Origin of the sequence: Millisia brevis NBRC 105863 (assembly GCF_001552615.1) — a bacterium.
Lineage (GTDB): Bacteria > Actinomycetota > Actinomycetes > Mycobacteriales > Mycobacteriaceae > Millisia > Millisia brevis.
Genome location: NZ_BCRN01000002.1, coordinates 371,347 through 385,994 on the forward strand (window position 1 = coordinate 371,347; position 14,648 = coordinate 385,994).

Annotated in this window: 13 protein-coding genes; 7 read left to right on the forward strand and 6 right to left on the reverse strand. The window is 69.1% G+C overall.

Translation table 11 applies throughout. The features are described from left to right. Positions 1-22: 22 nt before the first annotated feature. Positions 23-1,291 carry an acetoin utilization protein AcuC gene (locus tag MB1_RS04430; protein ID WP_066903979.1) on the reverse strand — a complete coding sequence of 423 codons (1,269 nt, stop codon included), beginning with the start codon at positions 1,289-1,291 and terminating at the stop codon, positions 23-25. A 255-nt stretch (positions 1,292-1,546) separates the two neighbouring features. On the opposite strand from MB1_RS04430, the gene MB1_RS04435 reads away from it, so the two are divergent. Next, entirely contained in the window at positions 1,547-2,236 is a 690-nt protein-coding gene (locus MB1_RS04435) for an iron-dependent transcriptional repressor DtxR (RefSeq protein ID WP_066903982.1), read from the forward strand. Continuing rightward, positions 2,236-3,231 (forward strand): UDP-glucose 4-epimerase GalE, encoded by a 996-nt coding sequence (gene galE / locus MB1_RS04440; RefSeq protein WP_066903984.1) that lies wholly within the window; start codon positions 2,236-2,238, stop codon positions 3,229-3,231. The genes MB1_RS04435 and galE overlap by 1 nt, the downstream gene beginning before the upstream one ends. Here galE and MB1_RS04445 read toward each other — a convergent pair. The 4 genes from MB1_RS04445 to MB1_RS04460 form a co-directional block, all read right to left on the reverse strand. Beyond that, positions 3,213-4,337 (reverse strand): DUF4192 domain-containing protein, encoded by a 1,125-nt coding sequence (locus MB1_RS04445; RefSeq protein WP_066903986.1) that lies wholly within the window; start codon positions 4,335-4,337, stop codon positions 3,213-3,215. The genes galE and MB1_RS04445 overlap by 19 nt on opposite strands. Before the next feature lie 114 nt (positions 4,338-4,451). Next, positions 4,452-5,231 (reverse strand): hypothetical protein, encoded by a 780-nt coding sequence (locus tag MB1_RS04450; protein WP_066903988.1) that lies wholly within the window; start codon positions 5,229-5,231, stop codon positions 4,452-4,454. Positions 5,232-5,424: 193 nt separating this feature from the next. Then, entirely contained in the window at positions 5,425-6,057 is a 633-nt protein-coding gene (locus MB1_RS04455) for an MBL fold metallo-hydrolase (protein WP_066903990.1), read from the reverse strand. Next, complete coding sequence (locus MB1_RS04460) at positions 6,054-7,139, reverse strand: S-(hydroxymethyl)mycothiol dehydrogenase (protein ID WP_066903992.1); 1,086 nt, start codon at positions 7,137-7,139, stop codon at positions 6,054-6,056. The genes MB1_RS04455 and MB1_RS04460 overlap by 4 nt, the downstream gene beginning before the upstream one ends. 136 nt (positions 7,140-7,275) lie before the next feature. Here MB1_RS04460 and sthA point away from each other — a divergent pair, with 136 nt between their 5' ends. The 4 genes from sthA to MB1_RS04480 all read left to right on the forward strand — a co-directional run bounded on the left by sthA (position 7,276) and on the right by MB1_RS04480 (position 13,546). Continuing rightward, on the forward strand, positions 7,276-8,691 hold the full coding sequence (sthA, locus tag MB1_RS04465; protein ID WP_066903994.1) for a Si-specific NAD(P)(+) transhydrogenase: 1,416 nt from the start codon (positions 7,276-7,278) through the stop codon (positions 8,689-8,691). A 272-nt stretch (positions 8,692-8,963) separates the two neighbouring features. Further along, on the forward strand, positions 8,964-9,899 hold the full coding sequence (locus tag MB1_RS04470) for a proteasome assembly chaperone family protein (RefSeq protein WP_066903996.1): 936 nt from the start codon (positions 8,964-8,966) through the stop codon (positions 9,897-9,899). Between the two features lie 78 nt (positions 9,900-9,977). Then, complete coding sequence (locus MB1_RS04475) at positions 9,978-11,042, forward strand: alpha/beta fold hydrolase (RefSeq protein ID WP_066903998.1); 1,065 nt, start codon at positions 9,978-9,980, stop codon at positions 11,040-11,042. 8 nt (positions 11,043-11,050) lie between these two features. After that, on the forward strand, positions 11,051-13,546 hold the full coding sequence (locus MB1_RS04480; RefSeq protein WP_066904298.1) for a DEAD/DEAH box helicase: 2,496 nt from the start codon (positions 11,051-11,053) through the stop codon (positions 13,544-13,546). 101 nt (positions 13,547-13,647) lie between these two features. Here MB1_RS04480 and MB1_RS04485 read toward each other — a convergent pair whose 3' ends face one another. Next, positions 13,648-14,337, reverse strand: coding sequence for a guanylate cyclase (locus MB1_RS04485; protein ID WP_066904000.1), 690 nt, complete (start codon positions 14,335-14,337; stop codon positions 13,648-13,650). Positions 14,338-14,477: 140 nt separating this feature from the next. Here MB1_RS04485 and MB1_RS25960 point away from each other — a divergent pair, with 140 nt between their 5' ends. Next, the gene (locus MB1_RS25960) at positions 14,478-14,648 is read left to right on the forward strand and encodes a hypothetical protein (RefSeq protein ID WP_169801593.1); all 171 of its coding nucleotides are present in this window, start codon (positions 14,478-14,480) and stop codon (positions 14,646-14,648) included.

The following is a 14,648-nucleotide window of genomic DNA, read 5'->3' on the forward strand; positions in this document are numbered from 1 at the left end:
GTGTCTCGACATCGGCACAGCTTCAGTCTCGTACATCGTCGGGGTCGAGGCCCAGGGTCGGGAAGACCGACCGCCGAACGGCGAGGATCGCACCATCCACCCGCTCGACCGCCCGGTCGTGGCGCGGATCGCCGGTATCCGGGGCTCCGCCCGGCCCGTCCCAGGGTGCGTAGTACGCCGATCCCCCGTCCCCGAAGGTATCGGGCAGTTCGATACCCGGCACCGATTCGTGGACGGTCTGCTTCCACTTCTCCGGGATCGGGGTTGTCGGGTCCAGATCGCGATCGAGGGCGGTCGCCAACAGATGCGTCCACGACCGGGGCACCACCCGGATCACCCCGTAGCCACCGCCGCCGACGGCGAGCCACCGCCCCTCGCACAGTTCGTCGGCGAGATCGCGCATCGCCCGGAACGCACCGACCTGCCCCTCGACGGTCAGCGACAGATCCGCGAGCGGATCCTCCTTGTGGGTGTCGACCCCGCACTGGCTGACGATGATCTGCGGCTTGAAGGCGCGCAGCACCGACGGCACCACACCGTGGAATGCCCGCAGCCACAACGCGTCCTCGGTGCCGGGCAGGAGCGGAATGTTGACGATCGTGCCCTCCGCGGCGCCCTTGCCGATCTCGGCCGCCCAGCCGGTATTCGGCCACAGCGTCGCCGGGTGCTGGTGGATCGACACCGTCATCACCCGCGGATCGTCCTGGAACGCCGCCTGGACGCCGTCGCCGTGGTGGACGTCGACGTCGATATAGGCGATGCGCTCGTAGCCGCGGTCGAGCAACCACGAAATGGCAACGGCCGCATCGTTGTACACGCAGAAGCCGGATGCGTAGTCCGACATCGCGTGGTGCATCCCGCCGCCGATGTTGACCGCGCGGGTGGCGACACCGTCGGCGATCGCCCGGGCCGCGGCCATCGTGCCGCCGGCGATCACCGACCCCGCCTCGTGCATGCCGGCGAAGATCGGGTTGTCATCGGAACCGAGACCGTGGTCGAACTCGGGGCCCGGCAGAATCGCGGGCTCCCCGGCCGCCGACGCCTTGGCGACCGCGTCGATGTAACCGCGGGTATGCACCCGCAGCAGTTCGGTCTCCGCCGCGATCCCCGGGGCGATCGTCTCGACATCGTCGAGAATCCCGACATTCTCGGCCAATGCCATGGTGAGCGCGAGTCGCGTGGGACTCATGGGATGGTCCGCACTCCATCGGTACTGAAGGAAGCTGCGACTCCACACAACCGCCCCACTGCGCGACCTTCCAACCGGCTCCGTCGACGATGTTGCCCGCATAACCTCGACGCTACGGCACCGACAACACTCCGGGGCACGGACGAGAACTATCTATCGCACGGGATACCTCCTACCCGATCGGGTAGGTACCTCACCGCGCTGCGCTGGGCGAATCACATCGAGGGAATCAACCGTGCGCGGGAACTGTTGGCAGTACCGAGACGCCCCGCCGGGCGACGGCCACCCGTTGGGGTGGACGTCACCTGCTTCGGGGTGCGCAAGGCTAGAATCACCCCATAGCGAAGGGATATCTGCGTGAAGGATCTCGTCGACACCACCGAGATGTACCTCCGAACGATCTACGATCTCGAGGAGGAAGGCGTTGTGCCGCTGCGAGCGCGCATCGCTGAGCGCCTGGACCAGAGTGGCCCGACCGTCAGCCAGACCGTCGCCCGCATGGAACGCGACGGGCTGCTCAATGTCGCCGGTGACCGTCACCTCAAGTTGACCGACAAGGGTCGCGAACTCGCGATCTCGGTGATGCGCAAGCATCGCCTGGCCGAGCGGCTGCTGGTCGACGTGATCGGGCTGCGGTGGGAAGAGGTGCACGCCGAGGCCTGCCGCTGGGAGCACGTGATGAGCGAGGAGGTCGAGCGCCGCCTCGTCGAGGTGCTCAACAACCCGACGACCTCCCCCTACGGCAACCCGATCCCGGGGCTCGACCAGCTCGGCGTCGGCCAGACCGCGCCGACCCCCGAGGCGCTGGTGCGGCTGAGCGATCTGTCCGCCGGGCAGGCGACCGCCGTCGTGGTGCGCCGGCTCGCCGAGTACGTCCAGTCCGATCCCGAATTGATCGGCCGACTGCGCGATGCGGGTGTCGTCCCCGATGCCCGCGTGACGGTGACGCTCGACGCGTCCGGCACCGCCACGATCACGACGCAGGGTCACGAGGACGTCGAGTTGTCGCCGGAGATGGCACACGCCGTGCAGGTGAAGACCGTCTGATGCGACTGCTGGTCACCGGCGGCGCCGGATATGTGGGTGGCGTATGCGCGGCGGTCCTGCTCGAGCGGGGTCACGAGGTCGTGATCATCGACGATCTGAGCACCGGTAACCGGGACGGCGTCCCGCCCGGGGCGACCTTCGTCGAGGGATCGGTGATCGATACCGTTACCGGCGTCTTCGCCGAGTACGGCCCGTTCGACGGTGTGCTGCATTTCGCGGCGCAGTCGCTGGTGGGCGAGTCGGTCCTCGATCCGGCGAAGTACTGGCACGGCAATGTCGAAACCGCGCTGGCGCTGCTGGACGCGATCGTCGCCTCCGGCACCCCGCGGCTGGTGTTCTCCTCGACCGCGGCCACCTACGGCGAACCGGAGATCACCCCGATCACCGAGGACATGCCGACCGCCCCGACCAATACCTACGGAGCCACCAAGCTGGCGATCGACGCGGCGATCACCGGCTACTCGCGCGCCTACGGCTTCACCGCGACCAGCCTGCGGTACTTCAACGTCGCCGGCGCCCACGGCGGCTTCGGCGAGAACCGGCGGGTGGAGACCCACCTGATCCCATTGGTCCTGCAGGTGGCTTTGGCTCAGCGCCAAGCGATCTCGGTCTTCGGTACCGACTGGCCGACACCGGACGGCACCGCCGTGCGCGACTACATCCACGTCGCGGACCTGGCGGACGCCCATCTGCTGGCGCTCGGCTCCGGTACACCCGGTGAGCACCGCATCTTCAATCTCGGTAGCGGGACCGGCTTTTCGGTTCGGGAGGTCATCGAGGCCTGCCGCCGGGTGACCGGCCTGCCGATCGCCTCGATCGATGCCGAACGACGCGCCGGGGATCCGGCGGTCCTGGTCGCCTCCAGCGCCAAGGCGACCGCCGAGCTCGGCTGGCAGCCGACCCGCACCGACCTGGACGAGGTCGTCGCCGACGCGTGGGAGTTCACCCGGGCGCTCGGCAGCCGTTCGCACGCCGCTCACCCCGCCTCGGTCTGAGCGTTTCCGTCCGCCGCCCGGTATCGCCGGGCGGCGGTATGCGTATCGGCGTCGATATCGGCCGACACCCGATCGGCGACCACCGATAACGAGCGAACATCGGTCGGCGACATACCGATCCGTAGCGCGTCGTCGAGCAGTGCGCCCAGGCGGTGCGTCGGGTCGGCATCCAGCGCCGCCGCGAAGGCGATCCCCGCCCGCGCCCCGTCCCCGCGTGCATAGGCGTGATAGCCGGCGAGGGTCAGAGCGGTCGCCCGGTCGCTGCCGCTCAGGTGGCGCCCCACCGCGGTCCACAGGCGTTCGGCCGCGCGCTCGGCCCCCTCGATCCCGAGGGCGACGTCGCGCACCGAGACATCGCGGACCGCGACGGCGACATCGGCGATCAGCCGGATCGACGCGGAGTGCATCGACTCGGAGTTCGCACGATGGTCGGTGCGTCCGGCGTCCCGCACGGCTTCGGTGATCGCCGCCCGCGCATCCGCGCGATCCGGGAATCCGCGGTGCGCGTCGATCGCCCGCTCGACCGCCCGTCTGCGGGATCGCAGGACCGGCAACAGCTCCGCCTCGAGGTCGCGCCGGTCGGCGGCGACCGGGGTACCCCCGAGGAGGCGCACCAACGCCAGATCGCGGGTCGCCGGATCGGCCAGCATCCCCGACCGGTGATCGCCGTCGCCGGTCCACTGCGGCGGATGGTCACCGGCACTGTCGATCTCGCACCACGATGAGCCGTCGGCGAGCTGCGGGGCGAAGTACGCGGCGATCAACGAGCAACCGTGAGCGCCGAGGACCTCGGCGAAGGTCTCCGCGGTCGGGATGTGGTCGGCCCATCCGTGCGCATCACCGTCGACCACCACGAGCAGGGCCCGTTCGACTCCCCCGTTGGCGCAGATATCGGCCACCACCGCCGCGGACGGCGCGAGCAGGTCGGGGTGGCCCGGCAGGTCCTGACGCATCACCGGGCCGACGGTGGTGACGCCGTCCTCACGGCGCAGGCCGACGACGATCGTCGAGGATTCGGGAACGAAGCCGAGGATGGCGGGCAGCGTGGCCAGCAGGGCGCCGGGATCGCGGATCGGGGCGACGGCGGCGAGGTCATCGGTGGTCATGAATGGCAGCTTTCCGGGCTGCCGCCGCGGCCCCGGGCCGTCGACCTGCGAGTTCGCCGCAGCTGTGGATAACCGTAGGCCCGGGGACAGGCCTGCTCGAGTGGGCGACCCGGGTCAGGAATTCCGCAGGTTGAGCACTGTTTCGGTGAACAGCGTGTCCAGCCCGACCGTATCGATGGTGTCGAGGCGGCCGAGGGCGACCGCGGTGACGCGGTAGTCGCCCTGTTGGGCGGCGAGGGTCACCGTCTGTTGGGTCGGTCCGCCCGCATCCGACTCGATCAGCGTCCGCAGGCCGGCGGATTCGTCGACCCCCACCGGCGGGGCCGCGGTCAGCTCGGCCCGATGCCGAACCACCGAGCCGCCGTCTGCGACGGTGAAGTCCCGACAGTTGCGCCACTGCGTGACCAGGTGCAGCAGCTTCGCGTCGACCCGTTCGACGACGACCATCAGATTGGCGGCATTCGCATCGGTGGCGAGCAGGACCGCCGCATCCGCGGCGAGCGGTTGCGGGGTGCAGTTCGAGGGATCGACGGCGGCGCCGGTCGGAATTCCCGTCACGGTCCCGACGACGCTCGCCCGCCGATCGGCCGGAACGATCTCGGAGGTGTATCCCTCCGGGACGTAGCTCGCGTCGACCAGCAGGTCGCTCGGCGATACCCCACCGGTTCCGGCGCTACCGGCGGCGACGGCAGCGGTGGTGGTGGTGACATCCTGCGGCGCCGGGGCCGGCGTCCCGGCCTGCGCCGGAGCCGGGTCGACGGCGACCGACGTCGGCACCTGCGTCTCCGCGGTGCCGCTCGGGGCGACCTGCACCGTGCAGCCCGTCGCGATCACGACCAGCGTCGCGGCCGCACCGATCCGGCCGAACCGACGGAAGCGGTGACCCACACTCATACCCCCACCTTGCCCGGAACGTCCGCTTTTCCGGGGATGCGGGCCCGGCGTGTCCCCGGTCCGCACTCAGCCCCCACCACCACCACCGGAGACGGCGAAGCGGGGCTGCCCACGACATCCCATCGATGCCGCCGACAACCCCGCCTCGTGTGTCGAACGTGTCCCGACGACGCTTCCGCCGCCGGATTCGCGCTCAGTTGCCGCGCGCGATCCACTCCTCGAGGTGCGGGGACTCCGCGCCGATCGAGGTGCCGTCGCCGTGCCCGGTGCCGACGACCGTCTCCGCCGGCAGGGCGAAGAGCCGGTCGCGGATCGACCCGATGATCGTCGGGAAGTCCGAGTAGGACCGTCCGGTCGCACCCGGGCCACCGGAGAACAGCGTGTCCCCGCTGAACAGCCGACCGGCCTCCGGCAGGTACAGGCAGACCGAGCCCGGCGAGTGGCCCGGCGTGTGGATGACCTCGATCTCGGTGCCGGCGACCGGGATACGGGTGCCGTCCTCGATCGACCCGAAGGCGACGCCCGGGTGGGTCTGCTGCCACAGCACGTCGTCGCCCGGGTGCAGCAGCACCGGGGCGTCGAGCTTGCTGCTCAATTCCGGGGCCACGGTGACGTGGTCGTTGTGCGCGTGGGTGCACACGATCGCGACCACCCGGCGTCCGCCGACGCCCTCGATGATCGGATCGGCGGTGTGGGCCGCGTCGACGATGACGACCTCGTCGTCGTCGCCGATCAGCCAGATGTTGTTGTCGACATCCCAGGTACCGCCGTCGAGCGAGAAGGTGCCCGAGGTGACGATGTTGTCGACCCGCAACGCTCCGCTCACTGCACGACCACCGAACGCAGCACGTCGCCGCTCTTCATCGTCGCGAAGGATTCCTCGACGTCGTCGAGCGCGATCCGCTCGGTGACGAACTTCTCCAGCGGCAGCCGTCCCTCCCGGTAGAGGGCGACCATCGTCGGGAAGTCGCGCTCGGGCAGGCAGTCGCCGTACCAGGACGACTTGAGCGAGCCGCCGTGCGAGAACAGGTCGATCAGCGGCATGTCGAGGGTCATATCCGGGGTCGGCACGCCGACCAGCACGACGGTGCCGGCGAGGTCGCGACCGTAGAAGGCCTGCTTCCAGGTCTCCGGGCGGCCGACCGCCTCGATGACGATGTCGGCGCCGAAGCCGCCGGTCAGCTCCTGGATGCGCTCGACGACGTCCTCCTCGGTGGCGTTGATCGTCTCGGTCGCACCGAATTCGCGGGCCCAGTCGAGCTTCTTCGGGTCGCGGTCGATCGCGATGATCGGGGTGGCGCCGCCGAGGCGGGCACCGGCGATCGCGGCCATACCGACGCCGCCGCAGCCGATCACGGCCACCGACTGGCCGCGGCGGACCGCGGCGGTGTTCAGGACCGAGCCGAGGCCCGCCATGACGCCGCAGCCGAGCAGGCCGACGACGGCCGGATCGGCCTCCGGGTCGACCTTGGTGCACTGGCCCTCGTGTACGAGGGTCTTGTCGGAGAAGGCTCCGATACCGAGGGCGGGGCTGAGCTCCGTGCCGTCCTCGAGGGTCATCTTCTTCGAGGCGTTGTGGGTGTTGAAGCAGTACCAGGGCTCGCCGCGCTTACAGGCGCGACACTGACCGCAGATCGCGCGCCAGTTCAGCACGACGAAGTCGCCGACCTCGACCGTGGTGACCGCGTCACCGACGGACTCGACGACCCCGGCGGCCTCGTGACCCAGCAGGAAGGGGAATTCGTCGTTGATGCCGCCCTCGCGGTAGTGCAGATCGGTATGGCAGACACCGCACGCCTGCACCGCGACCACGACGTCGTTGGGGCCCGGGTCCGGAATGACGATGGGCACCACCTCCACCGGCTTGCCCTTCTCCCGTGCAACGACACCGCGAACCGTCTGAGCCATTCGTTGTCCTCCACATTCGAAAAGTGGGCGCTCGACCGCGCGCGTTTCACCGCCGCCTTGTGAGCGTGGCAACGCGTTCATACGGTTGTGATGCGAGCGCCATATACCGGTCGATTGTCAGCCTAATAGTGGAGGCATGTCTTCGGAGAATCAGTACGACCTGGTCGTGATCGGATCCGGTCCCGGTGGCCAGAAGGCCGCGATCGCCGCCGCCAAGCTCGGCAAGCGGGTGGCGATTGTCGAGAAGACCGACATGATCGGCGGCGTCTGCGTCAATACCGGCACCGTGCCGTCGAAGACATTGCGCGAGGCCGTGGTCTATCTGACAGGCATGAACCAGCGCGAGCTCTACGGCGCGAGCTACCGGGTCAAGTCCGATATCACCCCGGCCGATCTGATGTCGCGCACCGAGCACGTGATCGGCAAGGAGATCGAGATCGTGCGCTCGCAGTTGCAGCGCAACCGGGTGGAGATGCTCACCGGCACCGGCAGCTTCCTCGACCCGCACACGATCGCGGTCGACCAGCCCGAGCGCGGCGAGCGGTCGATGGTCACCACCGATTACGTGGTGATCGCGACCGGTACCCGCCCGGCCCGCCCCGCCGGCATCGACTTCACCCCCGGCCGGGTCCTCGACTCCGACGACATTCTCAATCTCAGCGCGATCCCCGCGTCGATGGTCGTCGCCGGCGCCGGCGTGATCGGCATCGAGTACGCGTCGATGTTCGCCGCGCTGGGCACCAAGGTCACCGTGGTGGAGAAGCGGCCCGCGATGCTCGACTTCTGCGATCCGGAGATCATCGAGGCACTGCGATTCCACCTGCGCGATCTCGCGGTGACCTTCCGCTTCGGCGAGGAGGTCGTCGGGGTGCAGAGCAGCGAGCGCGGCACGTTGACCACCCTCGCGAGCGGCAAGCGCATCCCGGCCGAGACGGTGATGTACTCCGCCGGCCGTCAGGGTCTGACCGACGAACTCAACCTGCAGAAGGCCGGACTCGAGGCCGACAACCGCGGGCGGATCTCCGTCGACGACCATTTCCGCACCGAAGTGGAGCACATCTACGCCGTCGGTGACGTCATCGGCTTCCCGGCGCTGGCCGCCACATCGATGGATCAGGGACGCCTCGCCGCCTACCACGCCTTCGGCGAAACCGAGGTCGCGCTGACCCCGATCCAGCCGATCGGGATCTACTCGGTCCCCGAGGTCTCCTACGTCGGGGCGACCGAGGTGGAGCTGACCGAGAAGTCGATCCCCTACGAGGTCGGGGTCTCCCGCTACCGCGAGCTCGCCCGCGGACATATCGCCGGCGACTCGCACGGCATGCTCAAGCTGCTGGTGTCGACCGAGGATCGCAGCGTCCTGGGCGTGCACATCTTCGGCTCGGGCGCGACCGACCTGATCCACATCGGCCAGGCGGTCATGGGCTGCGGCGGCACCGTCGACTATCTCGTCGACGCGGTCTTCAACTATCCGACCCTGTCGGAGGCGTACAAGGTCGCGGCGCTCGACGTCACCAACAAGATCCGCGAACTGCGCTCCTTCGGCGTGTAGCCGCGCCGGTCGGCCCGATCGATCCGCGCCCGCACCGTTCGTACGCCGCGCCGACACCGCCGGCCGTGTACACACCCGAAACATCGACCGTGCAGAATGAGCGTTCGGACGGTGTCATTCGGACGCCGAACGGTGCTCGGTCACGGATGGGTCGGTCAGGCCGATCGACGTTCCGGGACGTGCTCGGCGGGCGTATTCGCTTCCACCGGGTGACCGGGGTGTGCGTGCACCCGCGTATGTGCCCGGATCGTGCCGGGGGGAAGGGGTCCACGGTGGACGACACCTCCGAGCTCTATCGCTTCGCGCGGGATCCGGAGACGGCCCTGCCGGAGGGATCGGCCCCGGTGCTCGTACACGGGCTCGAGGGATACTCCGACGCCGGTCACGCCGTGCGGCTCGCGACGAATCATCTGCGCAACAGCCTCGATCACGAGGTGCTCGCGTCGTTCGCGATCGACGACCTGCTCGACTACCGCTCGCGGCGCCCCACCCTGACGTTCACCTCCGACCACTTCTCCGGGTACGACGAGCCGCGGCTGGATCTGCTGATCGTCCGCGATGTCGACGCCACCCCGTTTCTGCTGCTGGCCGGTATGGAACCGGACCTGCGCTGGGAGCGGTTCATCAAGGCGGTCATCGAACTGTCCGATCGCTTCGGTGTGCGCGCGGCGGTCGGGCTCTCGGCGATCCCGATGGCGGTACCCCATACCCGCCCCACCGGGCTGACCGCCCACTCCTCCGACCGCAGCCTCGTCGCTCCGGAGGACCGCTGGGGAGGCGAACTGACGGTGCCGAGCAGCGCCTCGACCCTGCTCGAGTACCGGATGGGTGAACACGGCGTCGTGTCGACCGGCTTCTCGGTCCACGTCCCGCACTATTTGGCGCAGACCGACTTCCCGGCCGCCGCCAAGGTGATGCTCGAACGCATCGGCACGCTCGGTGATCTCAACCTGCCACTCGCGGCGCTCGACGATGCCGCGGAGAAGATCCGCGAGCGGGTCGATCACCACATCGAGAACAACGAGGAAGTGCAGTCCCTGGTCGCCGCACTGGAACAGCAGTACGACGCCTTCACCGCCCAACGTTCCGAGGACCAGCCGTTGTTGGCCTCGGATCAGCCGCTGCCCAGTGGCGACGAACTCGGCGCGGAGTTCGAACGCTTTCTGGCCGAACAGGACGACCGGGAAACCGGACCGGACAACCTGTGACCGACATGCGGTGAGCCCCACCGCAGCCGCCGCGGACCGTCTGCCCCGATCCGCGGCCTGGCCGGATCGAGGAGAACGATGAGCCCGACCACAACCGGCGAGAATCGCGACACCGTCGTCCGCGCCCTGCGGCCGGTACCCGACCGGGAGCCGACGCTCGAATATCGGATGATCCACGGCTACCGTCGGGCCTTTCGCATCGCGGGCAGCGGCCCGGCGATCCTCCTGATCCACGGCATCGGCGACAACTCCCTGACCTGGAAGGACATCCAGCCGCATCTGGCGCGCAATCACACGGTGATCGCCGCGGATCTGCTCGGCCACGGGCGGTCGGACAAGCCGCGGGCGGACTACTCGATCGCCGCGTACGCCAACGGCATGCGGGATCTGCTGTCGGTGCTGGAGATCGAGCGCGCGACGGTGATCGGCCACTCCCTCGGCGGCGGGGTGGCGATGCAGTTCGCCTACCAGTACCCGGAGATGGTCGAACGGCTCGCGCTGGTCTCCTCCGGAGGTGTGACGGCCGACGTCCATCCGGCCCTGCGGCTCGCGTCGCTGCCGGTGGTCAACGACGTGGTCAAGCTGCTGCGCATCCCCGGCACGATGTGGTCGGTGCGCACCGTCGCGAACCTGGTCGCCGCCGTCGACAAGGCGCCCGTCCACCCCTTCGGCGGCGCGCTGCACGACAGCGAGGATCTGATTCGCGTCCTCGGCGACCTCCTCGATCCGACGGCGTACCAGGCCTATCTGCGGACCCTGCGCGCCGTCGTCGACTGGCGCGGCCAGGTGGTCACGATGCTCGATCGCTGTTATCTGGCCCGCGATCTGCCCGTGCAGTTGGTGTGGGGCGACCACGATTCGGTCATCCCGGTGCGGCACGCGCATCTCGCCCACGCGGCGATGCCCGGCTCCCGTCTCGACATCTTCCGGCGGGCCGGGCATTTCCCGTTCCACGACGACCCACTGCGTTTCCTGCGGGTGATCGAGGAGTTCCTCGACTCCGAACCCGCCGCCCGCTTCGACCGGTCCACCTGGAACCGGACCCTCGCCCGCGGGGTGGTCGAGGACAGCATCGCCGGGCCCGCGGCGACCCGCCGCGCCGTGCTCGGCGCGATCGGCCACGACGAACGCAGCGCCACGTGACGGCCACCTTGCTGCTGACCGACGCGATCCCCGCCGACGGCGACGATCCGGACGCGGTCTACGAGGCCTTCGTCGACTGGGTCGGCGGCCGCGGCCTGACCCTCTATCCCGCCCAGGACGAGGCGATCCTGGAGTTGGTGACCGGGGCGAACGTCATCCTGTCGACGCCGACCGGCTCGGGCAAGTCCATGGTGGCGATGGCCGCCCACTTCCTGGCCTTCGCCCGCGGGCAGCGCAGTTGGTATACCGCGCCGATCAAGGCGTTGGTCAGCGAGAAGTTCTTCGCGCTCTGCGAGGTCTTCGGCCCGCACAACGTCGGCATGATCACCGGCGACGCCTCGGTCAATCCCGGGGCGCCGATCGTCTGCGCGACCGCCGAGATCGTCGCGAACATCGCCCTGCGACAGGGCGCGGACGCCCCGGTCGACCAAGTGGTGATGGACGAGTTCCACTTCTACTCCGACCCCTCCCGGGGCTGGGCCTGGCAGGTGCCGCTGATCGAATTGCCGCGCGCGCAGTTCCTGCTGATGTCGGCGACACTGGGCACCACCGACTTCTTCCGCGACGATCTGACCGCCCGCACCGGTCGCCCGACCGCGGTGATCGCCGGCGCGGAACGCCCGGTGCCGCTGAGCTTCTCGTACGCGCTGACCCCGATCGTCGAGACGATCGACCGACTGATCGAGGAACGCGAGAGCCCGATCTATCTGGTGCACTTCACCCAGAAGGAGGCGCTCGAACGCGCCCAGGCGCTGACCTCGCGGTCCTTCGCCGACAAGAAGCGCAAGGACGAGATCCAGGAGGTGATCGGCGGCTTCCGCTTCACCACCAGTTTCGGGCGCACGCTCTCGCGACTGCTCGGCCACGGGATAGGCGTCCACCACGCGGGCATGCTGCCGCGGTATCGCCGTCTGGTGGAGCGACTGTCGCTGGCCGGACTGCTGACCGTCGTCTGCGGGACCGATACCCTCGGCGTCGGCATCAACGTGCCGATCCGCACCGTCGTGTTGACCGGTCTGACCAAATTCGACGGACAACGCATGCGGCATTTGCGATCCCGCGAATTCCACCAGATCGCCGGTCGCGCCGGCCGCGCCGGATTCGACACCCGCGGCACGGTGGTCGTCCAGGCACCGGAATACGAGATCGAGAACCACCGCAACCTGGCCAAGGCCGGCGACGATCCGAAGAAGCGCCGAAAGGTCCAGCGCCGCAAGCCTCCCGAAGGATTCGTCTCCTGGTCGGAGGCGACCTTCGACCGCCTGGTCGCCGCTCCCCCGGAGCAGTTGGTCTCCCGCTTCTCGGTCAGCAACTCGATGCTGCTCAACGTGATCGCCCGACCGGGCAACTGCTTCGACGCGATGCGCCATCTGCTCGAGCACAACCACGAAAGCCGCCCCGCCCAACGCAAACACATTCTGCGGACCATCGGGTTGTATCGCGGGCTGCTCGCGGCCGGCATCGTCGAACGCCTCCCCGAGCCGGACGCCGACGGCCGCTGGGTGCGCATCACCGCCGACCTGCAGGCCGATTTCGCGTTGAACCAGCCGCTGTCGACGTTCGCGTTGGCGGCGTTGGAGTTGCTCGATCCCGAGTCCCCCGAGTACGCCCTGGATGTCATCTCGGTGATCGAGTCGACGCTCGACAATCCGATGGCCGTCCTGCTCGCCCAGCGGCACGCGGCACGCGGCGAGGCGATCGCGGCGATGAAGGCGGACGGCATCGAGTACGACGAGCGCATGGAGTTGATCGAGGAGATCGGTTGGCCCACCCCGCTGGCCGATCTGCTCGTCCCGGCGTTCGAGACCTACCGCTCGGGACACCCGTGGATCGACGGCTCCGCGCTGTCGCCGAAGTCGGTGGTGCGCGACATGGTCGAACGCGCGATGACCTTCTCCGACCTGATCTCGGCCTATGGTCTGGCCCGCGCCGAGGGCACCGTGCTGCGCTATCTGGCCGACGCCTACCGGTCGCTGCGACAGACCGTTCCACCGTCCGCGCGCACCGAGGAACTCGACGACCTGATCGAGTGGTTGGGCGAACTGGTGCGCCAGGTGGATTCGAGCCTGCTCGACGAGTGGGAGGCGCTGACCAACCCCGACCCGGAGGTGCCGGTCGGGCCACCGCGCGAATCGGATGCCCCGCGACCGATCTCGGCGAATACCCGCGCCTTCCGAGTCATGGTCCGAAATGCGGCATTCCGACTGGTCGAATTCGCTGCGCGACGGCGCTGGGCCGATCTGGCCGAACTGGCGCCGGATGTCGATTGGTCGACCGAATTGCAGCCCTATACCGACGAGTACGGCCCGGTCGACTCCGGCCCGAACGCCCGCGGCGGGGCGCTGTTCGACTACACCGCGGATGCCAACGGGATTCGGTTCCGGCAGATCATCGACGACCCCGAGGGCGATCACGGATGGGCGATCACCGCGACGGTCGACGTCGAAGCGTCCGATCGGGCCGGCGAGGTCGTACTGACCGACGTGGAGTTGATCGCGGGCTGAGCCCGCGCCACCGCGGCGGGACGGCGCACCCGGTCGCTCGAAAGCTCCTGCGGCCGAGCGACCGCTGTGCCCCGCCGGGGGCCTGCCCGGCCGGGGGGGAATCAGGTCGAGCGGCTCGGATCGGGTAGGGCGACCGGGATTTCGCGGCCCAACTCGACGTCGGGGGCCAGCGGCAGCGAGTCGCCACTCCAGAAGCGGCCCGGGTCGTACCAGTTGGTGGTCTTGCGGGTTTCGAGCAGGCCCATCGCCTCGTAGGTCACCGCCACGACCTCCGCGCAGTACGCCGATTCCAATCGCCGGGCACCGCCCGCCTGCTCCTCGTCGCCCTCGTCCGGGAGGCGCCCGGCGCCGCGGCCGGGCAACTGAACCCGCCCGCGCAGCCACCGACCCAGCAGTCGCATCGTATGCGGGAAGTCGACCCCGTTCATGCGGGCGATCGTCTCGAGCAGCCGATCCTCCTGCTCGACGGTGATCGAGCTGAGCAACTGCCGAAACCAACACCGCTGCTCGTACCTACCGGTCCACTGGTCGATCGCCTGCCGCGCGTCGTGCAGCTGCACACCGCGCTGACGCCGCCCGGTCCACATGTCCTCGAGCGAGGCACCCAGCTCGGCGTGCCACATCAGCGGCGGCAAATCATCCAGCGCCACAATCATTCCGACATGGTTGACCGGACTGTTGGTGAGCGTCTGAATCGCTCGGTCCGGGCCGGATCGGCCACGGAACAACCAAATGTCGCCCGTACGGCTGATTTCCAGGGCGTCATCGACGTTGACCGGTCGCACGCGCACAGTGTAAAGCCAGCCGCCCGGCCCCCCGACACGACCCCGAGGAGGGCGTGCGGCGCGACTCGGGAACGGGTCCGGCGACACGGCGCCGATACCCCGGTGCGGTGCCCGATTCGGGACCGACACTGACCTAGCATGAGCGAATGTCCCTGTGGAAGTGGGTCGGCTTGGCCGGCATCGTCGGCGTCACGGCGGGCGGTGTGCTCGTGGCCCGGAATCAACGGCGCCGCGCCACGTACACCCCCGGGGAGATCCGCGAACGGCTCCACCGCCGCTACGCCGAAGCGGTATCCCGCTCGACCACGGCGTCCTGA